At 41.8% G+C, this 22,428-nt stretch carries 25 protein-coding genes; all 25 read left to right on the top strand.

What is annotated here, in order from left to right; genetic code table 11:
* Positions 1-21 precede the first annotated feature (21 nt).
* The 25 genes from KOL94_RS08085 (at position 22) to KOL94_RS07965 (ending at position 22,314) form a co-directional block, all read left to right on the top strand.
* On the top strand, positions 22-552 hold the full coding sequence (locus tag KOL94_RS08085; protein WP_221565503.1) for a YqhR family membrane protein: 531 nt from the start codon (positions 22-24) through the stop codon (positions 550-552).
* A 138-nt stretch (positions 553-690) separates the two neighbouring features.
* A complete protein-coding gene (gene aroQ, locus KOL94_RS08080; RefSeq protein WP_221567630.1) occupies positions 691-1,137 on the top strand; it encodes a type II 3-dehydroquinate dehydratase in 447 nt (148 codons plus the stop codon).
* A complete protein-coding gene (locus KOL94_RS08075; protein WP_221565501.1) occupies positions 1,134-2,201 on the top strand; it encodes a M24 family metallopeptidase in 1,068 nt (355 codons plus the stop codon). Before aroQ ends, KOL94_RS08075 begins: the two co-directional genes overlap by 4 nt.
* 17 nt (positions 2,202-2,218) lie before the next feature.
* Complete coding sequence (gene efp, locus KOL94_RS08070; protein ID WP_221565499.1) at positions 2,219-2,776, top strand: elongation factor P; 558 nt, start codon at positions 2,219-2,221, stop codon at positions 2,774-2,776.
* A gap of 698 nt (positions 2,777-3,474) precedes the next feature.
* The gene (locus KOL94_RS08065; RefSeq protein WP_221565498.1) at positions 3,475-3,756 is read left to right on the top strand and encodes a YqhV family protein; all 282 of its coding nucleotides are present in this window, start codon (positions 3,475-3,477) and stop codon (positions 3,754-3,756) included.
* Between the two features lie 82 nt (positions 3,757-3,838).
* A complete protein-coding gene (gene spoIIIAA / locus KOL94_RS08060; RefSeq protein ID WP_221565496.1) occupies positions 3,839-4,786 on the top strand; it encodes a stage III sporulation protein AA in 948 nt (315 codons plus the stop codon).
* Positions 4,783-5,295 carry a stage III sporulation protein SpoIIIAB gene (spoIIIAB, locus tag KOL94_RS08055; protein ID WP_221565494.1) on the top strand — a complete coding sequence of 171 codons (513 nt, stop codon included), beginning with the start codon at positions 4,783-4,785 and terminating at the stop codon, positions 5,293-5,295. The genes spoIIIAA and spoIIIAB overlap by 4 nt, the downstream gene beginning before the upstream one ends.
* Positions 5,296-5,314: 19 nt before the next feature.
* The gene (spoIIIAC, locus tag KOL94_RS08050; protein ID WP_221565492.1) at positions 5,315-5,521 is read left to right on the top strand and encodes a stage III sporulation protein AC; all 207 of its coding nucleotides are present in this window, start codon (positions 5,315-5,317) and stop codon (positions 5,519-5,521) included.
* Between the two features lie 13 nt (positions 5,522-5,534).
* The gene (gene spoIIIAD / locus KOL94_RS08045) at positions 5,535-5,924 is read left to right on the top strand and encodes a stage III sporulation protein AD (protein ID WP_221567629.1); all 390 of its coding nucleotides are present in this window, start codon (positions 5,535-5,537) and stop codon (positions 5,922-5,924) included.
* Between the two features lie 41 nt (positions 5,925-5,965).
* Positions 5,966-7,135, top strand: coding sequence for a stage III sporulation protein AE (spoIIIAE, locus tag KOL94_RS08040; protein WP_221567628.1), 1,170 nt, complete (start codon positions 5,966-5,968; stop codon positions 7,133-7,135).
* A gap of 18 nt (positions 7,136-7,153) precedes the next feature.
* Positions 7,154-7,768: a stage III sporulation protein AF gene (spoIIIAF, locus tag KOL94_RS08035; RefSeq protein ID WP_221565491.1), complete on the top strand. Its 615-nt coding sequence runs from the start codon at positions 7,154-7,156 to the stop codon at positions 7,766-7,768.
* A 6-nt stretch (positions 7,769-7,774) separates the two neighbouring features.
* On the top strand, positions 7,775-8,425 hold the full coding sequence (spoIIIAG, locus tag KOL94_RS08030; RefSeq protein ID WP_221565490.1) for a stage III sporulation protein AG: 651 nt from the start codon (positions 7,775-7,777) through the stop codon (positions 8,423-8,425).
* 3 nt (positions 8,426-8,428) lie between these two features.
* Positions 8,429-8,962 carry a SpoIIIAH-like family protein gene (locus tag KOL94_RS08025; RefSeq protein ID WP_221565489.1) on the top strand — a complete coding sequence of 178 codons (534 nt, stop codon included), beginning with the start codon at positions 8,429-8,431 and terminating at the stop codon, positions 8,960-8,962.
* Positions 8,963-9,823: 861 nt separating this feature from the next.
* Positions 9,824-10,327, top strand: coding sequence for an acetyl-CoA carboxylase biotin carboxyl carrier protein (gene accB, locus KOL94_RS08020; protein ID WP_221565488.1), 504 nt, complete (start codon positions 9,824-9,826; stop codon positions 10,325-10,327).
* Positions 10,328-10,337: 10 nt separating this feature from the next.
* Positions 10,338-11,711, top strand: a complete 1,374-nt coding sequence (accC, locus tag KOL94_RS08015; RefSeq protein WP_221567627.1) for an acetyl-CoA carboxylase biotin carboxylase subunit — start codon at positions 10,338-10,340, stop codon at positions 11,709-11,711.
* Positions 11,712-11,713: 2 nt separating this feature from the next.
* Positions 11,714-12,124, top strand: a complete 411-nt coding sequence (locus KOL94_RS08010; protein ID WP_221565487.1) for an Asp23/Gls24 family envelope stress response protein — start codon at positions 11,714-11,716, stop codon at positions 12,122-12,124.
* A 188-nt stretch (positions 12,125-12,312) separates the two neighbouring features.
* Complete coding sequence (gene nusB / locus KOL94_RS08005; protein ID WP_221565486.1) at positions 12,313-12,705, top strand: transcription antitermination factor NusB; 393 nt, start codon at positions 12,313-12,315, stop codon at positions 12,703-12,705.
* A 14-nt stretch (positions 12,706-12,719) separates the two neighbouring features.
* Positions 12,720-13,586 (top strand): bifunctional methylenetetrahydrofolate dehydrogenase/methenyltetrahydrofolate cyclohydrolase FolD, encoded by an 867-nt coding sequence (folD, locus tag KOL94_RS08000; RefSeq protein WP_221565485.1) that lies wholly within the window; start codon positions 12,720-12,722, stop codon positions 13,584-13,586.
* Entirely contained in the window at positions 13,586-14,938 is a 1,353-nt protein-coding gene (xseA, locus tag KOL94_RS07995; RefSeq protein WP_221565484.1) for an exodeoxyribonuclease VII large subunit, read from the top strand. The genes folD and xseA overlap by 1 nt, the downstream gene beginning before the upstream one ends.
* Positions 14,938-15,180: an exodeoxyribonuclease VII small subunit gene (locus KOL94_RS07990; protein ID WP_221567626.1), complete on the top strand. Its 243-nt coding sequence runs from the start codon at positions 14,938-14,940 to the stop codon at positions 15,178-15,180. Before xseA ends, KOL94_RS07990 begins: the two co-directional genes overlap by 1 nt.
* A gap of 2 nt (positions 15,181-15,182) precedes the next feature.
* A complete protein-coding gene (locus KOL94_RS07985; RefSeq protein ID WP_260412247.1) occupies positions 15,183-16,070 on the top strand; it encodes a polyprenyl synthetase family protein in 888 nt (295 codons plus the stop codon).
* A 1,038-nt stretch (positions 16,071-17,108) separates the two neighbouring features.
* On the top strand, positions 17,109-17,723 hold the full coding sequence (locus tag KOL94_RS07980; protein ID WP_221565483.1) for a hypothetical protein: 615 nt from the start codon (positions 17,109-17,111) through the stop codon (positions 17,721-17,723).
* Between the two features lie 9 nt (positions 17,724-17,732).
* The gene (dxs, locus tag KOL94_RS07975) at positions 17,733-19,625 is read left to right on the top strand and encodes a 1-deoxy-D-xylulose-5-phosphate synthase (RefSeq protein WP_221565482.1); all 1,893 of its coding nucleotides are present in this window, start codon (positions 17,733-17,735) and stop codon (positions 19,623-19,625) included.
* A 2-nt stretch (positions 19,626-19,627) separates the two neighbouring features.
* Positions 19,628-20,449, top strand: coding sequence for a TlyA family RNA methyltransferase (locus KOL94_RS07970; RefSeq protein WP_221565480.1), 822 nt, complete (start codon positions 19,628-19,630; stop codon positions 20,447-20,449).
* A gap of 410 nt (positions 20,450-20,859) precedes the next feature.
* Positions 20,860-22,314: a UDP-N-acetylmuramoyl-L-alanyl-D-glutamate--2,6-diaminopimelate ligase gene (locus KOL94_RS07965; protein ID WP_221565479.1), complete on the top strand. Its 1,455-nt coding sequence runs from the start codon at positions 20,860-20,862 to the stop codon at positions 22,312-22,314.
* Positions 22,315-22,428 lie beyond the last annotated feature (114 nt).

Raw genomic sequence — 22,428 nt, 5'->3', positions numbered from 1 at the left:
ACAAACTCTGGAGGTGCAAATATGGAGTCCGAACGAAACGAAAGAGAAGAAAGGAATCACAAAGAACCCCTGGAACAGAATCAAAAAGAAAAGCAGGTATCTTTTACTGGAAGGGTTTTGACCATCGGGTTCGTCGGCGGTTTGTTTTGGAGTCTGATCGGTTATCTTTTATATGCTTTGAATTTTACGAAAATCAAACCTGCTCTTGTACTTTCACCGTGGGTAGTTGCCGAGTGGAAAGATAAAGCTTTAGGAAATTGGATTGGGATCTTGTTGATTGGATTTTTATCGATGTTGGTAGCATTGGTTTATAAAATCCTTTTGGCAAAGTTCAAGCATATGATAACCGGTATCATTTATGGAATTGTGCTCTGGGGAATCGTCTTCTATTTATTGAGACCGATGTTTCCGACTCTAGAGCCTATTCAGGAATTAGGAAAAAATACATTAACCACCACATTAAGCCTTTATGTGCTATACGGATTGTTCATCGGCTTTTCCATTTCGTTCGAGTATGATGAGCTTACCAAAGCGCGTCAAGAAGGGCATTGAACTATTCAAAAACCATTAGCTATGATAGAATGTTCCTTGGAACATTCTGTTTTTTTTGCTTTATAAAGAAAGCGTAATCAAAACAGCCTGATTTCTATCCTTATCAAAGACTCCTATATCGCTAAAGGAGAGAAGTACATAATGAGAATAATGGTATTGAACGGTCCGAACCTTAATCGATTAGGTAAACGTGAACCGGAAATTTATGGGCAGGAGACCTTGGAGCAAATCATGAGTGATCTCCAATCGAAAGCGAAGAACAACGGATGTGAAATAGACTATCGGCAATCCAATCATGAAGGGGACCTGATTGACTGGATTCATGAATCAGTTGACGAGCACAATGGGTTGATTCTCAATCCTGGAGCATTTACACATTACAGTTATGCCATCAGAGATGCTATTGCAAGTGTCGACATACCAGCAGTAGAAGTTCACTTATCCAATATATATGCACGGGAATCTTTCAGGCATACGTCTGTCATTGCAGAAGTGGCAATCGGACAGGTCTCCGGTTTCGGCAGTGCTGGGTATGAACTTGCATTAAAAGGACTTTTACAATATTTGGAGGGGGAAGAAAATTGAATCGAGTCGAACGTTTAAAAGGATTATTCAGTGAATATGGAATTGACGGAATGTTGATTACAAGTGCAAGTAACCGCCGTTATATCAGCCAGTTTACGGGTTCTTCGGGTGTGGTGCTGATTTCTGGTGAAGAAGCGAAGTTGATTACGGATTTCAGGTATATCGATCAAGCGAACGAGCAAGCCAGAGGATATGAAATCGTCAAACATACAGCCATGATTCCTGATGAAGTTGCTGTTCAGGCAAAGAAAATGGGAATCACAAAGCTGGGATTCGAACAGGATCATCTTACATATGCTGTATACCAGGATTATAATGAAAAAGTGGACGGCGAACTCGTACCTGTCTCAGGAATGGTAGAAAAATTGCGTCTGGTAAAAGATGAAGAAGAATTGAAGATATTAAAAGAAGCGGCTGAGCTTGCTGATAAGACTTTTGAACATATATTGACGTTTATAAAACCTGGAATGAGAGAGATTGACGTTTCGAATGAGCTTGAATTTTTCATGAGAAAAAATGGAGCAACCTCGTCTTCATTTGATATTATTGTAGCATCAGGGGTACGTTCATCTTTACCGCATGGTGTCGCCACTGAAAAAGTGATTGAAAAGGGTGATATGGTCACATTAGACTTCGGAGCCCTTTACAAAGGATACTGTTCTGACATCACCCGTACGATTGCAGTTGGAGAACCAAGTGATAAAATGAAGGAAATCCATCAAATCGTCCTAGACGCTCAGTTGAAAGGATTAGAAGGCTTGAAACCAGGTATGACTGGTAAAGAAGCGGATGCACTGACTAGAGATTACATCAAGGAAAAGGGATATGGTGAAAACTTTGGCCATTCGACTGGACACGGGATCGGGTTGGATGTGCACGAAGGACCAGGACTTTCCTTTAAGGTTGATACAGTTCTCAAGCCTGGAATGGTCGTGACAGTTGAGCCCGGGATCTATGTATCTAGACTTGGCGGAGTACGTATTGAAGACGACGTCGTCATCACTGAAACTGGCTGTGAAAAATTATCAACATCATCAAAAGAATTATTCATCATTGGTGAGTAAAAACAGGAGGCAACGAAATGATTTCAGTAAACGATTTTAAAACCGGATTGACAATAGAAGTGGACGGAGGAATATGGACTGTCCTTGACTTCCAACACGTAAAACCTGGAAAAGGGGCTGCTTTCGTACGTTCTAAACTTCGTAACTTGCGTACTGGAGCAATTCAGGAGAAAACATTCCGTGGCGGAGAAAAAGTAGCGAAAGCCCATATCGATAACCGTCGTATGCAGTACCTGTATTCTTCTGGTGATGTCCACACGTTCATGGACAATGAAACATATGAGCAGCTTGAACTTCAGAAATCTCAAATCGAAGAAGAACTTAATTATCTTCTTGAAAACATGACGGTACAAGTGCAAATGTATCAAGGTGAAACAATTGGTGTAGAACTTCCGAACACAGTCGAGTTGGAAGTGACAGAAACAGAACCTGGGATCAAAGGGGATACAGCATCTGGTGGAACGAAGCCTGCTACCCTGCAAACAGGTCTTACTGTACAGGTGCCATTCTTCATCAATGAAGGTGACGTACTGATCATCGATACCCGTTCTGGAGATTATGTATCGAGAGCATAAACACATTATTCTAAAAATGATTCGAAAATGGACTGACCCGCACCCAATACGGTGGAGGGTCGGTCTTTTTTACATTTAGGTTCTGTTCGTTTATATGGTTTCTACGAAATTCACTCCCTTCCGCGGGCAAACGAAAAGCGGAAGCGACTTGCTTAGTTACGTAGGTCACTGGAAGACTGACGAGGAGGCTGTTGCCGCTGCAGGAAGTTTGAAGTGATCCAAGTGACTGGTCGCTGAGCTGGACCTCACTTCCTTGCTCCAGCTCTTAATACGCGAAACTCCTCACTTGTACAGGACGTGCTGGCTTTTAGCCGAAGATCCTTTAAATGAGTGTGTGATATCACCTGGCTCGCTTGTTCCGCAGGAGTGTCGCAAATTTCGATTAAAATCAACAAAGTCCTTAGCCTACATTGCAGAAAGTCTAAAATATTTTTTCAATTCTTTTCCTCACGATCGTATCATCTTCTTTAAAGATTATCTCTCCCCGATGGATTGATCTACAAAAATCAAAGCGCAATTTATAAAAAATCGAAATAATCTACAAAACCCATGTCTTATCGTCTTATCTACAAAAATGAGGAATTACCTACAAAACGCTGTCAAAACAACTTTCAAACGCTCTTTTATCGAGAATCGTTTTAAAATCAGTCTACTTCTTCACTTTCCAACATAGGTTGTACAAAAAAGTGGAGGAAGTCATGAAGGAAATCTTAAATCACTTTGATCCTACAGTACTGAATATGGCAGGATTGAGGCTATTGTCTGCCACATTCGAGCTTACAGCTGTTTTCTTGATGCTCTATTTCAATTCAATACAAAATGCGGTCGTTATCAATGCTTCTCTCGCCTTTGTTGGTCCAGTTATATTCATTTTTACGATGGCTTTAGGATTGATGGGAATTGCGGGGGATCTCTCTTTTAGTAAATTAGCCCTTATCGGGATCGGTGTAGGGTTGATTTTGATAGGGGTTTTGAAATGATCTCTTCCCTCCAACTATGTCATAAAACAGCTTGTTCAGCCATACATTGAGAACAAGCCCATAAAAGAAATGGGGATTTACCATGGAAGAAATTCTCGATATGTTGCCAGACTCATTGCAATATCTCCTCCGCCCATATCTTAATGACCCAAAAATGGCTGTAGAGGAAGTAAGAGTGCGTCTCAACCGCCCGCTTGAAATCATTTGTGAAGGCCATCCAACGTACCTCAAAAGCAGCCGTGGAGGTCCTTATATCGTGACACTCCAAGACGGGGTCCAACTTATGAACAAGTTAAGCCAATTTTCCTTGTATGCGTTTGAGGAAGAATTGAAAAGGGGTTACATCACGATCAAAGGCGGTCACCGTGTCGGTCTTGCCGGAAAGGTCATTACTGAAAAAGGACAAGTCAAAGCGATCAAAGAGGTCAGTTCCTTTAATATCCGTATTGCGCGTCATAAGGAAGGGATTGCCGACCCAGTCGCCCCTTTGCTTTTTAATAAAAGGTGGCTGAATACGTTGATCATCGGTCCGCCCCAGTCTGGAAAGACAACCTTGTTGAGGGATCTTGCAAGAGTAGCGAGCTCCGGTCTGCCCAGCCAGAACATCCCCACCTCTAAGGTTGGAATCGTGGATGAACGTTCTGAAATTGCTGGGTGCATTAAAGGGGTGCCTCAACATAATCTCGGCAATAGGATTGACGTATTAGACTCGTGCCCGAAAGCAGAAGGGATCATGATGATGATCAGGAGTCTGAGTCCAGAAGTGATCATCGTTGACGAAATTGGACGACTGGAAGATTCAGAAGCGATCTTAGAAGCGATGAATGCAGGTGTGCAGATGATCATGACGGCACATGGTTATAGCATCGAAAATGTTTTGAATCGTCCTACGATCAAAAGGCTGTTAGATATTCAATTGTTCGATCGCTTTGTGGAAATGTCCCACCATAGCAGCTCCAATCGGATCAAGAAAATACGAGACAGCGCGTTCAAAGTACTCGAATTTCAAAAAGAGCGGTCACTCTCATGAATGTCATTGGGGCTGTCTGCATTATACTTGCAACTACCTGGGCAGGATTCGAATGGGCAAAACGTCTCCAAGAACGTCCGAAACAGTTGAGGCAATTGAAAGTGGCCCTCCAATCCCTTGAAGCTGAGATCGTTTATGGACTTACCCCGCTGTATGAGGCCAGCATAAATCTTTCAAAACAGATGAAAGCTCCACTCTCTCTGTTCTTCGACGGACTGGCCGAGCGATTGTACACAGGTCGGTGCACTGTTCAAGAAGCGTGGGAGGAAAGTCTTGAAATCATAAAAAAACATACCGCTTTTCAAAAAGGTGAAATCGAAGTCTTAAAACAATTTGGATCAACGTTGGGCAGGCATGACCGTGATCACCAGCAAAAACAAATCCGCTTAACAATCGTTCATCTGGAGCGAGAAGAGAAAGAAGCGGAGGAGCTTCAGCGTCGGTATGAAAACATGGTCAAGAGCCTTGGGGTGTTGATTGGATTATTGATTGTCATATTGTTGATTTAGTTGGAGAGGAGAAAGCAGAATGCCTTACGATGTTAACACCATTTTTCAAATAGCTGGAATCGGTATCGTAATCGCCATGTTACATACCGTGTTGAAACAGATGGGAAAAGAGGACATCGCCCACTGGATCACATTGATTGGGTTTGTTCTCGTCCTTTTCATCGTCATCACTTTGCTCGATGATCTGTTCCAACAAATAAGAGGTGTGTTCCTCTTCCAGGGATGAGGAGGGGTTTCCAATCGAAATCATCCAGATTGTCGGGTTCTGCTTGATAGCCACATTTCTCACGATTGTCATAAAGGAACAGAAACCTGCCTTCTCTTTTCTACTCATTCTATTTGCCGGTGCAGCGGTTTTCTTGTTTTTAATAGGAAAAATACAAGCGGTCATCATTATGTTAGAACGACTCGCAACGAACGCCAACCTGAACATGGTATATGTCGAAACGATCTTGAAAATCATCGGAATCGCCTACATTGCAGAATTTGGGGCACAAATCACCAGGGATGCTGGACAAGGAGCCATGGCAGCGAAAATTGAACTGGCCGGGAAGGTTTTGATTCTTGTAATGGCTATTCCAATCCTCACAGTATTGATAGAAACAATTATTGATTTCCTGCCTAGTTAGGGGTGAATGACATGCCAAACAACTTACGGTTGAAGCTGTTAATGGTCATCGTTATGGCGGTCATTTTTTTTATAGATTTTGGACAAACCTCCATTCAAGTCAGTGCTCAAACGACTGACAAAGAACAGATAGAGAGAAGTCTGAAGGTTGAAGATGAACACCTTGATGATATTCGTGAATACTGGAACAAAATCCGTAGCGAATATGGCGGTTTCCTGCCAGAGAGCCAGAAAGGAAGCATTCTTGAATTTATCCAAAGTGATCAAGATTTTTCATTGAAAGAATGGGCTGTGGGACTCCTTAAATATTTATTTCATGAAATCCTGACCAATGGAAAACTCCTTGGAATGCTGATCATGCTAACAGTATTCAGCATGCTGCTGCAGACGATGCAAAATGCATTCGAAAATCAAGCGGTTAGTAAAGTTGCTTATGGAATCGTTTATATGGTTTTGATTGTCATCGCATTGAACAGCTTTCACGTAGCAGCAGATTATACCATCGATGCGATCAGGAACATGAATTCGTTCATCATTGCACTTATTCCATTATTACTAGCTTTAATGGCCACGACCGGCAGTGTTGCATCTGTTGCATTCTTCCATCCTTTCATTATTTTCCTTGTAAATACAAGCGGGATGCTCATCCAGCATTTTGTTCTTCCGCTTCTGTTGCTTTCTGCGTTGCTTAGTATCGTAAGTACGTTGACCGATCATTACAAAGTCACCCAGCTTGCCAATCTATTACGCGGTGTAGCGATTGGGGTCATGCTCGTATTTTTTACGGTATTTCTTGGAGTCATAAGTGTCCAGGGAGCCACTGCTGCTGTTGCGGACGGTGTCGCGATACGGACAGCGAAATTCATCACAGGAAACTTCATCCCAATCATTGGACGTATGTTTACTGATGCAACGGATACAGTCTTAAGTGCTTCATTATTACTGAAAAACACAGTCGGTATTGCTGGAGTCGTCATTTTGATCTTATTATGTGCTTTTCCGGCTCTTAAAATCTTGTCTCTTGTACTGATCTATCAGATCGCCGCTGCTGTTTTGCAACCGCTTGGAGGCGGTCCGATCATCCAATGTTTAACGATCATCAGTAAAAATGTCATGTTCATTTTCGCGGCGCTTTCCATCGTATGTTTCATGTTCTTCCTTGCGGTGACGATGATGATCGCTGCAGGAAATCTCACGTTGATGATGAGATGAGTGAGGAGGAGAGTCACGGTGTCATTTATATATGAATGGGTGACGAACATCATTCTGATCATCCTATTAGCGACAATCCTGGAATTATTACTGCCATCAAATGCATTTCAAAAATACGTAAAAGTCGTTATCGGACTGCTCCTGATCATTGCGATCCTGAATCCAATGATCAAAATGTTCTCCGTCGACCTCAATCAAGAGTTGGCTTCATTCGCCAATGATGAGGCCATCATAAAAGATGGTGAGATGAAAAATTTGATAGAAAACAAGAAAAGTGAAATACAAGCCTCACAAGATGCATATATTTTAGAACAAATGCGTGTCCTACTAAAGCAGAAGGTGGAAGATAAACTTGCAGAACAATATCAGAAACGATTAAAGGATGTGGTGTTACAGGAAAAAACCCAAAATGGTTCAGATGAAAGTCAGTGGATCATCCATGCCACATTAGAAAGTCAGTCGGAAGATGAAGATGCAATCGAGGCAATCCAAGAAGTGACGATCGATACATCAACACAGACAGAAGAACCCGTTGAAGAATCGGCTGACATGAAAGAAATCAAAACATTCCTTTCAAAAGAGTGGGAGGTGTCTCCGGATCAAATCGTACTTGTAGAGGAAGGAGGATCGTAATGAAACATGTCTGATGAAAAGAAACAGAATGACTGGCTGAAATCGCTTCTGAAACCGGACAAACAAGGCAAAAAAATGAATCGCAAATCCCAATACATCCTACTCATACTGGGTTTCGGGATAGCGATGATGCTGATCCAAAACTTGATGAGTACTCCAGATTCCACTCCAACTATGAATTCCGCAACAGAAGACGAAGAATCCAAGGCGACATTCTCTATTAAAAAATCAGACGATCCTTCATCAATAAGAGAGATGGAAGAGCATTACGGAAACCAACTGAAGGAAATCCTCGATGAAATGATGGGGGTCCAGGATACAAGCGTGATGGTCTTTCTAGACTCGACCTCAAAGACAATTTATGAAAAGGATATAACCAAAAAAGATTCCACTACTGATGAAACTGACCAACATGGGGGTAAGCGTAAAACCACAGACCTTCAGAGGGATGAAAAAGTCATCATCATCCAGGGTGAAAACGGCGAACAGCCGATAGTAGTCACTACAGAAAAGCCGGAGGTGAGGGGTGTACTGATTTTAGCAGATGGGGCTCAGAACATAAAGGTGAAAACTTGGATTATCGAAGCGGTTTCCAGGGTGCTTGATGTACCTAGTCATAAAGTGAGTGTAGGACCGAAAAAGCAGAAGGGGGAATAATGAATGTTATTAAAAAAACAAACGGTTTGGTTATTAACGATGTTGAGCTTGATTATCGTGTTATCGGTGTATTACATCACCACACCGGAACAATCACCAACTGACTTGGCTGCACAGGACGAGGATAAAAAGGAAAGTGCAGAAGAAACCAATGGCAAGTCTGTTGTGACTGAGGTGGACAGTGATGAAATGTTCACAGAGCTTCGTATGAAAATCCAAGATAAGCGTTCAGAGCTACAAGCAAAATATAATGAAGTTCTGGCTTCCACAAGTGTCTCAGCAGAAGTCCAATCACAAGCTTTAAGTCAGTTGGAGGAGTTACAGGAACTGGCTATGAAGGAAGATACCCTCGAAACATTGATCAAGAGTATGGGTTATGAAGATGTATTGGTGAATACAATGGATTCTGAAGTTCAGATCATCGTCCGCGCTGATGAAGAACTAAGCAAAAGTGAAGCGAACGCAATCATGCGTAAAGCACAAGAACAACTTGGCGACAAGCATGTAGCTGTCCAATTCCAAGTTGCTAAAAAATGATGAAAGATTGAGTAGAGGAGGCAGTCCTGAGGGGCTGCCTTTTTAATTATTGACTAAAAATCAAACGCTGACCCAAGTTTTAGTCACTCTTAAAAGAGCTATCAGGGGGGCTTGAAACATATGAAGTATTATAGAGGTTTTAGAGCTGTTATTTGTCAATAAAACAGCTGATTTATATGATTTTGCAATAAATAAAGTCTGTGGTGTCCGCTAATTTTATAAAAGCGGTTGATATGATGAATTAAGGTCTCCTGTGTCCGTTTACTATTTTTAAGTTCACTAGGTTTTGTAATAGTTTATTGTTGATTTTGCGAAATTCACTCCCTTTCCGCGGGCAAACGAAAAGCGGAAGCGACCCGTTTAGTCACGCAGGTTACTGGAAAACTGACGAGGAGGCTGCTGCCGCCGCAGGAAGTTTGAAGTGATCCAAGTGACTGGTCGCTGAGCTAGACACCACTTCCCTGCATTAACCCACTTTCGCAAGGCTCCTCACTCACTTGCAAAGTTCGTTGCGGGGTCTCACCTGGCTCGCTGTTCCCGCAGGAATGTCTTGAATTTCGTATAAAAATCAACAACGAGATTAATAAAGACTAAATTTTAAGGTTGACGTCAAATAGAGGCCCAGGATAGTCCCCGCAGTAAGACTTCAAGCGAAAAGAAAAGAAAGCACCAATTAAGTTCACTCACCCCCAAAATCAAAAAGAATTCCCCATAAATTTAATCGGTACCCTCCTCAAACGGATTATGATATGATATAAACGAATTAGCACCAGCTCACATAGTAAGGTGATAAAGTTTTAGATGTGCTGAATTATGCTATAATGAATACAGAATAGTAGACACACTGAAGGAGTGGAAAGTATGCTCAAAATACAAGAAATTCGTGAATTGATCAAATTGATCGATCAATCATCAATCAATGAATTTGAATATGAAGAAGAAGGTGCGAAAATTACTTTGAAAAAAGGTGGAGCAGAGCAGCCTGTCGTACAACAAGCACCTCAAGCAGCACCTACAGCACCAGCTCAAGAAGCAGCACTGCAGCCAAATCCACAAGCAGTGGAAGAAAAGGCTGAAGCAAAAAACGAAACAGAAGCACCAGTAAAAGAAGTGGACGATGGATCCTTACATAAAATTGAATCTCCAATGGTCGGTACATTTTATGCGTCTCCATCTCCAGATGAAGATTCTTATGTAAAAGAAGGGGACAAGGTATCAAACGACTCGATCGTGTGTATCATCGAGGCGATGAAGCTGTTTAACGAAATCGAGGCTGAAGTGAATGGTGAAATCGTAGAAATACTTGTCGAGAATGGACAGCTCGTTGAGTATGGACAACCACTATTCCTTGTAAAAAAACAGTAAGGTGATTGAAATGATTAAAAAAGTACTCATTGCAAACCGAGGAGAAATTGCTGTCCGGATCATACGAGCTTGTAAAGAAATGAATATAGAAACAATCGCTGTATATTCTGAAGGCGATAAAGAATCTTTGCATGTACGCCTAGCTGATGAAGCGTACTGCATCGGTCCTATTCTTGCGAAGGAAAGTTATTTGAACTTCACGAACATTATGAGCGTTGCTACTCTGACAGGTGCTGATGCAATTCATCCGGGCTATGGATTTTTAGCCGAAAATGCTGACTTTGCTGAAATCTGTGCCGAGTGTAACATTACATTCATTGGACCGAGCCCAGAAGCCATCAATCGTATGGGTACGAAAGATGTAGCAAGAACCACTATGAAAGAAGCTGGAGTACCAATTGTACCAGGTTCTGAAGGGATTATCGGATCCAAGGAAGAAGCGATTGAATTAGCAGAAGAAATGGGATACCCTGTCATCATCAAAGCGACTGCAGGGGGTGGAGGAAAAGGAATCCGTGTGGCCCGTACAGAGCAGGAGCTTGTAAAAGGAATCAATATGACCCAGCAAGAAGCTGCCTCAGCTTTCGGTAATCCTGGTGTATACATTGAAAAATACATTGAAGATTTCCGCCATGTAGAGATTCAGGTACTCGGTGACAATCATGGGAATGTCATTCACTTAGGTGAACGTGATTGTTCGATCCAGCGGCGTTTACAAAAGCTTCTAGAAGAAACCCCTTCTCCAGCACTAGATCCTGAGAAACGGGAAGAGATGGGAGATGCCGCTGTACGTGCAGCAAAAGCTGTAAATTATTCTGGCGCCGGAACGGTAGAATTCATATTTGATCACAACACAGGTGACTTCTATTTCATGGAGATGAATACTCGGATCCAAGTTGAGCATCCTGTGACTGAAATGGTTACCGGTATCGACTTGATCAAAGAACAGATCAGGGTGGCTAGCGGTGAACGTTTATCCTTCAGCCAAGAAGACATCAAGTTTGAAGGATGGTCGATCGAATGCCGGATCAATGCTGAAAATCCGGATAAGAATTTCATGCCATCTGCCGGTAAAATCGAAATGTATCTCCCGCCTGGCGGGCTAGGTGTACGTGTTGATTCGGCTGCTTATCCAGGTTATTTCATCCCACCATATTATGATTCAATGATTGCAAAGCTCATCACTTACGGAAATACACGTGAAGAAGCAATTCGACGTATGAAGCGTGCATTGAGTGAATTTGTCATCGAAGGGGTCGATACTACGATTCCTTTCCATATGCGATTACTCGAACATGAGAAATTCAATAGCGGGGAATTCAATACTAAATTTTTAGAGAACTACGATTTGACATCAAAATCGACTTCAAATGGAGGTGAGTAGTAATGAACGATTATCAAACATTTGAAATGGAAGAAAAAGATGCAAACCTTGGGAAGGTTGAAATCTCACCAGAAGTGATTGAAGTGATCTCTAGTATAGCTGCTACTGAAGTTGAAGGTGTTTCTGCAATGCGTGGTAACTTCGCGACAGGAGTGGTTGAACGTTTCGGTAAGAAATCACTTGGTAAAGGTGTAAAAGTGGAGCTTTCCGAAGAAGGGATCAACATCGATGTTTTCGTAACGATGAATTTTGGTGTATCGATTCCAGATACAGCTGAAAAGATCCAAGAAAATATCCGTCTTACCTTGCACACGATGACGGCTTTAGAGCCAAATCGTATCGATGTACACGTAGTAGGTGTCCAGTTTGAAGGTAAAGTGGATCCTGCAGTTGAAGAAGATCAGGAATTATAAATGACGAACTGACTCAGAACATGTATCAGACTTCTCTGAATGACGATCTATTTGAAAACAAGAGAAGTCTGCCCGTTTTGGGTCAGTTTTTTATTGCGATTATAATGGTTTGAAAATGTGTATGCTGTAAAGGTAACGGTCTCTGTGCTATCATCAGATAGAGAAGATATGAAAGGAAGTATCATGAAATGAAAAGAAGGATTGCAAGAGAAAAGGCTTTACAGTCTTTGTTTCAAATAGATGTGAGTCAATTAGACCGTTCGGAAGCGATTGGACATGTTCTGGAGGAAGGCGAAGAACGTGATGAATTCCTGGTCCAATTGGTCGAGGGGACGACGGATCAAAAGGAAGAAATTGATGTCCTTATTAAAAAACACCTGGAAAATTGGAGTTTCGACCGGATTGGAAATGTAGACCGCTCTGTTTTGAGACTTGCTGTATACGAAATGTTGTATATTGAAGACATTCCGATCAAAGTTACTTTCAATGAAGCAATTGATCTGGCAAAAACATTCGGAGGAGACGAATCTGGTCGCTTTGTAAATGCAGTACTTTCTAAAATAAGCAAAACGATCCAATAGTGGAGGGGATAGAGATGGTTGCAGAGCTTATCAAGGGAAATGAAATCGCAGAAGCCAAAAGGCACGCAATGAAAGAAGAGGTAAATAAACTGAGAAATGAAGGGATCATTCCTGGATTGGTTGTCATCATCGTAGGGAATAATCCTGCTTCTTTATCTTATGTAAGAGGAAAAACAAAAGCGTGCAAACAGGTTGGCATTGACGGAAAGCTCGTTGAACTTTCTGAAGATACTTCCGAAGAGAAATTGCTTGAAATTATTACCCAATATAATCATGATGATGCATGTCATGGAATTCTCGTCCAGTTACCTTTACCTGAACATATTTCAGAAACGGCAATTATAGAAGCAATTTCGCCAGAAAAGGATGTAGACGGTTTTCACCCGATCAACATTGGGAGGATGATGACTGGACAACGTGCGTTTTTACCATGTACACCCTATGGGATCATCGAAATGGTAAAAGCTAAAGGTATTTCAATTGAAGGAAAGCATGTGGTTGTCATTGGAAGAAGTAATATCGTTGGTAAGCCTGTAGGTCAACTGTTCTTAAACGAAAACGCCACCGTTACATATTGTCACTCCAGGACAGCTAACATGAAGGAAATTACGAAACAAGCAGACATACTCGTTGTTGCTGTTGGTAAGATGCACTTTGTCGGTAAAGACTTCATCAAGCATGGGGCTGTAGTGATAGATGTTGGAATCAACCGTAAAGACGATGGGAAATTGACAGGTGATGTCGATTTTGAGGAAGCAGAACAAGTCGCTTCCTATATCACTCCGGTTCCGAAGGGTGTAGGTCCGATGACCATCACGATGCTCCTGCAAAACACAATACTATCTGCGAAGTGGAGTCATCAAATAGAAGGTGTTCATTGATGCAACAAGATCCTTATATTAGTATTACGGAACTTACGCGCTATATAAAACGGAAATTTGATATGGACGGGAAATTACAAGACATATGGCTTCGCGGGGAGCTTTCCAATGTGAAGCACCATAGTCGGGGGCATATGTATTTTACAGTAAAGGATCAAAACAGCAGGATTAACTCGGTCATGTTTGCTGGAAACAACCGTTTTTTGAAATTTCGTCCTGAAGAAGGAATGAAGGTTCTGATTCGTGGTGAAGTTTCCGTTTATGAACCACATGGACAGTATCAGCTTTATGTAAAAGAGATGCAGCCTGATGGAATCGGGAACTTGTTTCTTGCATTTGAAGAATTGAAGAAAAAGCTTGATCAAGAAGGTCTTTTTGCTCCTGAACGAAAAAGGCAAATTCCTGCAACCCCTAGACGTATAGGGGTTATTACATCGCCAACAGGTGCAGCGATACGAGATGTATTGACCACAATCAAACGGCGTTTTCCGATAGCAAAAGTGACTGTGATACCTGTTCTCGTGCAAGGTCCCAATGCTGCGCCCAGTATATCCAGAGCAATTGACTTTGCGAATGAACAGGGACAGTGGGATGTTTTGATCGTCGGTCGTGGCGGTGGTTCGATTGAGGAGTTGTGGGCTTTCAATGAAGAAATGGTTGCGCGAAGCATCTTCAACTCGATCATCCCGATCATCTCTGCAGTCGGACACGAGACAGATTACACAATTGCAGATTTTGTAGCGGATATCCGTGCAGCGACCCCTACAGCAGCTGCTGAGCTCGCTGTACCTCATATTCACGAATTGCAGGAGAGGGTTACCCAACGTCAGCTCAGACTTACAAGAGCTATTTCGGAGCATGTGAAACGTTTCCGTAATGAATTGGACAGACATCAAAAATCCTACGCTTTCAAATACCCGATGCAGCTAGTGAAACAAAAAGAGCAGGATCTAGATCGGATTATGGAACGATTGCAAAAATCACGTTCAAGAACGTTTGAGCGAAAAGCGGAGGTAGTCAGTCAGCTTAGAAGCCGATTGGATCGAAACCATCCAGAAAAACTTTTCGAGCGATCCAAAGAGAAACATCATGTCCTGATCAGAATGTTGAAAAAGGAAATGAGCAACCAGATTGAGCAGAAAGATGCTGTTTTTCAAAACAAAATTGGAAAGCTGAATGCTCTTAGCCCGTTAAGCATCATGGAGCGTGGTTATAGCCTGGCGTATGACCAGAAAAACGACAATCTCATTAAAAGTGTAAAACAAGTACAACCAGGTGACCAAGTTTCTGTAAAATTGAAAGACGGAAAGCTGGATTGCCAAGTTTGGGGACTTGAGGAGAGTGAGAAATGATGAAAGAAAAAGAACATAATAATGAACAAAGCTTTGAAGAAGCGATGCTGGAGCTTGAAGAAATCGTCGGAAAGTTAGAAGAAGGGGACGTCCCTCTTGAAGAGTCCATTCGCTTGTTTCAAGAAGGAATGAAGCTCTCTAAGCTTTGCCATGATAAATTACAGCATGTTGAAAAGCAGATGGATGAATTATTGAAGGAAAATGGTGAAAGAGAACCATTTACGATACAGGAGGAAGACTAAGGTTGGACAAGGAAACATTTTTACAACTCCTTCAAAATAAGAAAAATTTGATAGATGAAGCATTGCCAGCTAAAGTTGATCGTATTCAAGGACATGGAGGGCTGAAAGAAGCTATGCTTTATTCGATTTTAGCAGGTGGAAAAAGGCTTCGTCCTACGTTATTACTCATGACAATTGAAGCTTTCGAACAAGATAGCCAGGTTGGTCTGGATGCCGCATGTGCGGTTGAAATGATCCATACGTATTCACTTATCCATGATGATTTACCTGCAATGGACGATGATGATTTCAGAAGAGGCAATCTCACTAATCATAAAATCTATGGAGAAGCTATGGCGATCCTTGCTGGTGATGCATTGCTTACCTACGCTTTTGAAGTGATTTCCGGTTCGAAACATTTGGATAATGACCTGAAGATCGACCTGATCACAAACCTTTCAAAGGCTGCTGGTCCTGAAGGAATGATTGACGGTCAGGCGGCTGATTTAGAAGGCGAAGGAAAGTCCCTCTCTCTTGGCGAATTGGAACAGATTCACCATAAGAAGACAGGAGCACTTCTAGGGTATTCGATTTATGCAGGCGCACGTATTGCGGGGGGAACGAAGCAACAATTGGATCATCTCATTCATTTTGCTCATCATCTAGGACTCGCTTTTCAAATCCAGGATGACATTTTAGATGTTGAAGGGGATGAATCAAAGATCGGGAAGCCGATCGGCAGCGATGTTCAAAATAACAAAAGTACATACCCGCATTTATTGACAATTTCTGGTGCGAAAGACCAATTGTTAAAGGAAGTGGACAGTGCAAAGCAGAACCTATACAAAGCGGGTATCAACCATGAATGGTTAGAACATTTTACTGACTATATGATCAGCAGAGACCACTAGAATCGTTGAGGCATAAACATATCTGTGGTATATTATAATTACATGAGGAGTGGTGCAGTATTCTAGTCAGTCTCCCATTTCTGAGGGCGGGCCTAAAAATCCGCCAAAGGGCACATCGATGAAGTTCCTTGTATAGGCTCGAAGCGCCCAGCTTTGGGTCTACACTGGGAGTTAAGGCAGAAGGGCGATCCACAATGGCATGTGGGCGTTGACCCTTCTTCCGCGGAGGACCTCAACTTTGCGATTTGCGTGCTAATACCTTATTGCGAACTGGGGTTATAAACCTGTTTTCACTGGTTTTTTCGGTCGCTAGAAACTACTTGTGAGCAGCGTAGCCTGCCTTGAGTGGAGTCTGAGGGGATTATGGATGAGGAAAAATTTCCGGTTGGCCGCTGGAAAGGATTCCATACCATATGAAATCGACTCTGCGAAAGAGGCTAGGGAATGGTAAAGACTGTTGAGGAAAACTCCTAGACTGTTCCATGTGACATTCAAAGAGGATTATAGTGCGGACTAAGTGGTAATCTAGTCTGGCGATTGGTGACAACGTCAAGGGAGGATTAAAGGGAAACCTCCAGTGTGGCAACGCTCTGGTACCTTCCTGGGAAAACCTACTGGACCTAAGCCGCAGTGTTTACTTTTTGAATGACCACTCCACAATACATATATGAATATTCTAAAGTCAATAAATGATAAACTGTGTATTTCCAACGCATAGGACGTGCTAGTACTGCAGTGTCACAGGACGTGACGGTTTTAGGCAGTGATTGTTACTCGGTTTCTTCGGTCCAACGAGAGAGTAATATGTACCTGCGTCTACTAATGTACCTTTGAAGAAAGCTTCCTCGGTACAACTTGCAGTAGTTTTCGTGTTAGAATCGCTCCTCGCTCCGGTCCTCGAAACTGTCGTGCATCGAACTACTGTTTCTGATTCATTGACTTTAGAATTATTTAATATTTAGTATGTAACCTTTTTTGTTCTTAAAGCGAAATTACATGTTATACACATACCTGATAGAAGATTTTAAAGGAGTACACATGAATAAAGTATTCAATAAATCCCTAAAATGGAGTACTGGAATCGCCGTTATCACGCTTGTGTTAGCGGCTATTTTTTCAGTCGTTTCAACCTTTTCCTTAGAAGGTGTCAATTGGGCATTAGGAATGATCATCGTATTTCTCATTGTGCTAATTGGCGTAATCTTTGATATTATAGGAGTGGCTGCTACAGCATCAGATGAGGTTCCATTCCATGCGATGGCATCTGAGAAAGTAAAGGGTGCCCGTCAGGCGATTTCGATTTGCAGGAATGCTGACCGTGTAGCAAGTTTTTGTAACGATGTAATCGGAGATATTTCTGGTATAATAAGCGGTACCGCATCTGCGGTAGTCATCGTACAATTGACTCAAGCCTTCGGTGGGGATGATGCGACTGGATTTCAATATATTGTATCAATCGTTTTTACAAGTGTTGTTGCAGCACTTACTGTAGGTGGAAAAGCATTCGGCAAATCATTTGCCATCCATTTCTCCACTTCCATTATTTTTCAGGTAGGACGAGTAATCTATTTCTTTGAGGAAAGATTAAAGTTAAAGCAATTGATCTCTCAGCCCGCCGGAAATAAACTCAAACGCAATACAAAAGGAAAGTGAGGATGTTCCATGAATTTGGAATCAATCAAAGATCCTAAATTTTTAAAGAAACTGGATGGGGCACAGCTAGAAGAGTTGGCATCAACCATCCGCACTTTTTTAATCGAAAAGATTTCTAAAACTGGCGGGCATCTCGGCCCGAATCTAGGGGTAGTTGAATTAACTTTAGTCCTTCATAAATTGTTTGAAAGCCCAAAAGATAAATTCATTTGGGATGTAGGACATCAAGCGTATGTCCATAAAATTTTGACCGGACGAGCTGGACAATTCGATACACTAAAAAAATATAAAGGATTGTGCGGTTTTCCTAAGCGCTCAGAAAGTGACCATGATGTCTGGGAAACAGGACATAGTTCCACTTCACTTTCTGCTGCAATGGGAATGGCTACTGCCCGTGACATAAAAGGGACCGATGAAGATATTATCGCTGTTATAGGTGATGGTGCCCTTACAGGTGGTATGGCTTTAGAGGCCTTGAACCATATCGGTCACGAACAAAAAGATTTGATCGTCATCTTGAATGATAATGAAATGTCAATCGCACCGAACGTCGGTGCTCTGCATAATGTTTTAGGACGATTAAGGACTGCTGGGAAATATAAACGGGTTAAAGAAGAATTCGAATCACTGATCAAAAAGGTTCCGGCAGGAGGGCGACTTGCTTCGACTGCAGAACGTTTGAAAGATTGTCTCAAATACTTGCTCGTTTCAGGCATTTTCTTTGAAGAGCTTGGGTTTACGTATTTGGGGCCAGTTGATGGCCATAATCTTGATGATCTGACTGAAAATATCAAATATGCGAAAAAGACGAAAGGACCGGTACTTGTTCATGTCTTAACGCAAAAAGGTAAAGGGTATAAACCTGCAGAAACGGACGCGATTGGGACATGGCATGGTCCAGGGCCATATAAGATTGAATCTGGGGATTTCATCAAACCTGCTGTAGCAGGACCTGGATACAGCAAGGTCGTATCCGAAACACTCAGGACCATTGCTCGTAAAGATGAGAGACTCGTCGTTTTGACACCTGCGATGACAGTCGGTTCTAAACTGGAAGCGTTCGGAGAGGAATTCCCCGATCGGCTTTATGATGTCGGTATTGCTGAACAACACGCGACAACCATGGCGGGAGGACTGGCGACGCAAGGGATGAAACCTGTTCTTTCCATCTATTCGACCTTCTTGCAGCGTGCATACGATCAACTTGTACACGATGTTTGTCGGCAAAATCTGAATGTCGTTTTTGCAGTTGACCGTTCAGGCTTGGTAGGGTCAGATGGCGAAACCCACCAAGGGGTTTTTGATATCGCCTTCTTACGCCATTTACCAAATATGGTCGTTCTTAATCCAAAAGATGAAAATGAATTACAACATATGATGTATACGGCTACAGAATATGATAAAGGACCAATAGCAGTACGTTTTCCAAGAGGGACAGGACTTGGTGTACCTATGGATGAAGAACTGAAAAAGATCGAAATCGGAACGTGGGAAGTCATGAAGGATGGTAAAGATATTGCGATTTTAGCGGTTGGTACAATGATTCCTGTAGCTTTGAAAGCAGCAGAAAAGCTTAAGACGCAGGGTATCTCTGCAATTGTCATCAATGCTAGATCCATCAAACCGCTGGATAATGGAATGATTACCGAACTTGTAACTAAGCGGATTCCTATACTGACGATGGAAGAGGGCATTCTTCAAGGTGGTTTCGGAAGCGCAGTTCTAGAATTCATTCATGACCTTGGTATACATGATGCAGTAATCGATCGGATGGGGATCCCAGATCGATTCATCGAACATGGCAGCGTCTCTAAATTATTAGAAGAAATCGAATTGACACCAGAAGGCGTCATCGAGCGAGTAATGCAAATGATTCCTAAGAAACAGCAGAGGGCTTATTGAGTATGAAAAAGAAAGAGCGGCTTGATGTCATTCTCGTCGATCGAGGATTGATTGAGACGAGAGAAAAAGCCAAAAGAGCAATCATGGCTGGACTTGTGTATTCCGAACAGGAAAGAATGGACAAGCCAGGTCAAAAGGTAGATGCATCCATCCCGATCGAACTGAAAGGGAATCCAATTCCTTATGTAAGTCGTGGCGGGTTGAAATTGGAAAAAGCATTGCAAACCTTTCATTTTGATGTGAAGGACAAAATCATGATCGATATCGGGTCTTCGACAGGTGGATTTACAGACTGTGCTCTACAGAATGGTGCAAAGTTTGTCTATGCGGTTGATGTCGGATACAATCAATTGGCCTGGAAGCTCAGGAATGATGATCGTGTCAGGGTGATGGAGCGGACAAATTTCAGGTACTCAAAACCTGAGGATTTCGAAAGTGGCCTGCCACATGTCGCTACGATTGATGTTTCGTTCATATCCTTAAAGCTTATCCTTCCTGTTTTGAAAGAAATTCTTGTCCATCGTGGACAGGTGGTCGCACTTGTCAAACCACAATTCGAAGCTGGGCGAGAAGAAGTGGGTAAAAAAGGGATCGTACGGGATCGGAAAATTCATCAAACAGTAATTGACCGCATGATCAAGTTCAGTCACGAAACCGGCTACCATGTGCTAGATTGCACGTATTCTCCAATTCGTGGCGGTGAAGGGAACATTGAATTCTTGCTTCACCTGGAAAAACCTGCGCATGACGAGTCACCCTTCATCAAATGGACAGGTAATACGGAAAGAGTCGTTGAACAAGCACATGCTTCTAAAGCAATATAAAGTAAAGAGCTGTTAAACATTGATGAAAGTTGATGTGGATTCAGCTCTTTTTTATTTTTTAGCGATGTTGGATTACGTCAAACTTCCTGCGGCGGTGACATCCTCCTCGTCAGTTTTCCAGTGACCGACGTACCTAAACGGGTCGCTTCCGCTTTTCGTTTGCCCGCGGAAAGGGAGTGAATTTCGTAGAAATCAATAGATACTAACAAAGCCTATTTTTATGTAAGTACCATTCTTAGTTGAAAGCCTCAAAATAAAGTGTGCTTGCGAATGTTTATTTTAGGGGTTTTTATTCTACATATGGAAAAACTATTTACCAGATATGTGTGAAAGTTTTTATTTCACTTTTCGTTTAAAGAAAAACCCAAAGGGTATACAAAGCCAAAAGTTGTTAAGGAGCAAAGAGCCTGATGGATTTACAGTATTTAGTTCAAGACCAAGTTGATGAAGATTTTTGTGATAGCCTGCCTTCTACTCAAATAAAAAAGATAACCGACACCTCCCTGAACGTTGAAAAAGGGTTTTTATTTGTTGCGATTAAAGGTGAAAAAACAGATGGTCATTCGTTTATTCACGATGCCATTAAAAAAGGGGCTGCCGCCATTATTGGGGAAGAAGATATTACTGACTTGCCTGTCCCTTATATAAAAATGGAGAATAGCAGAAAAGCGCTTGGGGCAATTTCTAAAAAGTTTTACCAGGATCCTTCAAAAGATAAGACCGTAATCGGAATCACTGGAACGAATGGTAAAACAACTACAAGTTATCTTTTGAGACATCTTTTAGAATCAAATGGGATTTCCTGCAGTTTATTCGGAACAATAAAAAATATCATAAATGGGATAGAAAGCGATACATGCAATACAACACCGAGTATATTGAAACTCAATGAATTACTTCACCAGAGTAATGATCAAGTTGTGATTCTCGAAGTTTCTTCCCATGGTTTATCTCAACATCGATTAGAAGGGATCGAATTCGATTATAGTCTTTTTACGAATTTATCACACGATCATTTAAATTATCATGGTACGATGGAGCGTTATTTCAAAACGAAATCCAAACTCTTCTATAAGATGAAAGAAGCTGGCCTCGCAATCATTAATATTGATGATTCTTGGGGAAGCAAGCTTGTGGATGAATTACGTCAAAACGAAATAGGGGTCTATACAATAGGGCAGTCAACAAACGCGGACCTCCACATCGAAGGGATCAACAGTTCGACTTTGAAAGTATGTGAAAACGGTACAAGTTTTGAGATTGATTCTAATATGCCTGGTCTCCACAACCTTTATAATGCAAGCATGGCTTATGCAACAGCTTTACAATTCAATATCAAAAAAGAAAATATCTTATCTGCTCTACTAACATTTGAAGGAGTTCCGGGACGGTTTAACATCTATAAACACCAAAACGATGCTACCGTTGTCATCGATTATGCTCATACAGCGAATGCAATCATGCATTGTTTAAAGGCTGCAAAGGACTATGGAGCAGAGAAAATCATCCATGTATTTGGTTTTCGTGGAGGTTCAGATACAGATAAAAGGGGAGATATGCTTCAAATCTCTTCTGAAAACAGCGACCAATTCATATTGACCTTGGATGATTTGAATGATGTGTCTCAAGATGAAATGATAAATACACTTGAAAAATTGAATGAAACAGTTGGAAGCACGCAAGGGATTATCATTCCAGACAGGACGGAAGCGATCAAACAAGCGCTTAAAATCACTGGGGCTCGTGACTGGGTAGTGATAACTGGAAAAGGACATGAAACCTATCAACAAACGTATTCCTTACCGACTGAATCAGACTTGGAGACAATTGAGTTTTTAATCAGCCAATCCGTCGATCTAAAGTGACTGGGGATGACCTGAAAATGAGTTATGCTTCAACATCAATAGTTATTGGATGTTGTACAGGAAGTTAAGCACTCATTTTGGTCGCCCTTTTTTTCATTTAAAGAAAGTATAAAC

It is taken from the genome of Alkalihalobacillus sp. TS-13 (genome assembly GCF_019720915.1).
Taxonomy (GTDB): domain Bacteria; phylum Bacillota; class Bacilli; order Bacillales; family Fictibacillaceae; genus Pseudalkalibacillus.
This window is presented reverse-complemented; position numbering and strand designations above follow the sequence as displayed.

Excerpts from the sequence above, each read along its gene's own strand:
- folD (WP_221565485.1), top strand. The coding sequence starts at position 12,720 with ATGGTTGCAGAGCTTATCAAGGGAAATGAAATCGCAGAAGCCAAAAGG.
- dxs (WP_221565482.1), top strand. The coding sequence starts at position 17,733 with ATGAATTTGGAATCAATCAAAGATCCTAAATTTTTAAAGAAACTGGAT.
- spoIIIAE (WP_221567628.1), top strand. The coding sequence starts at position 5,966 with ATGGTCATCGTTATGGCGGTCATTTTTTTTATAGATTTTGGACAAACC.
- KOL94_RS07990 (WP_221567626.1), top strand. The coding sequence starts at position 14,938 with ATGAAAGAAAAAGAACATAATAATGAACAAAGCTTTGAAGAAGCGATG.
- KOL94_RS08065 (WP_221565498.1), top strand. The coding sequence starts at position 3,475 with ATGAAGGAAATCTTAAATCACTTTGATCCTACAGTACTGAATATGGCA.
- spoIIIAC (WP_221565492.1), top strand. The coding sequence starts at position 5,315 with ATGCCTTACGATGTTAACACCATTTTTCAAATAGCTGGAATCGGTATC.
- accC (WP_221567627.1), top strand. The coding sequence starts at position 10,338 with ATGATTAAAAAAGTACTCATTGCAAACCGAGGAGAAATTGCTGTCCGG.
- nusB (WP_221565486.1), top strand. The coding sequence starts at position 12,313 with ATGAAAAGAAGGATTGCAAGAGAAAAGGCTTTACAGTCTTTGTTTCAA.
- KOL94_RS08025 (WP_221565489.1), top strand. The coding sequence starts at position 8,429 with ATGTTATTAAAAAAACAAACGGTTTGGTTATTAACGATGTTGAGCTTG.
- xseA (WP_221565484.1), top strand. The coding sequence starts at position 13,586 with ATGCAACAAGATCCTTATATTAGTATTACGGAACTTACGCGCTATATA.
- KOL94_RS07970 (WP_221565480.1), top strand. The coding sequence starts at position 19,628 with ATGAAAAAGAAAGAGCGGCTTGATGTCATTCTCGTCGATCGAGGATTG.
- spoIIIAB (WP_221565494.1), top strand. The coding sequence starts at position 4,783 with ATGAATGTCATTGGGGCTGTCTGCATTATACTTGCAACTACCTGGGCA.
- KOL94_RS07965 (WP_221565479.1), top strand. The coding sequence starts at position 20,860 with ATGGATTTACAGTATTTAGTTCAAGACCAAGTTGATGAAGATTTTTGT.
- spoIIIAA (WP_221565496.1), top strand. The coding sequence starts at position 3,839 with ATGGAAGAAATTCTCGATATGTTGCCAGACTCATTGCAATATCTCCTC.
- accB (WP_221565488.1), top strand. The coding sequence starts at position 9,824 with ATGCTCAAAATACAAGAAATTCGTGAATTGATCAAATTGATCGATCAA.
- KOL94_RS08010 (WP_221565487.1), top strand. The coding sequence starts at position 11,714 with ATGAACGATTATCAAACATTTGAAATGGAAGAAAAAGATGCAAACCTT.
- KOL94_RS07980 (WP_221565483.1), top strand. The coding sequence starts at position 17,109 with ATGAATAAAGTATTCAATAAATCCCTAAAATGGAGTACTGGAATCGCC.
- efp (WP_221565499.1), top strand. The coding sequence starts at position 2,219 with ATGATTTCAGTAAACGATTTTAAAACCGGATTGACAATAGAAGTGGAC.
- spoIIIAG (WP_221565490.1), top strand. The coding sequence starts at position 7,775 with ATGTCTGATGAAAAGAAACAGAATGACTGGCTGAAATCGCTTCTGAAA.
- KOL94_RS08085 (WP_221565503.1), top strand. The coding sequence starts at position 22 with ATGGAGTCCGAACGAAACGAAAGAGAAGAAAGGAATCACAAAGAACCC.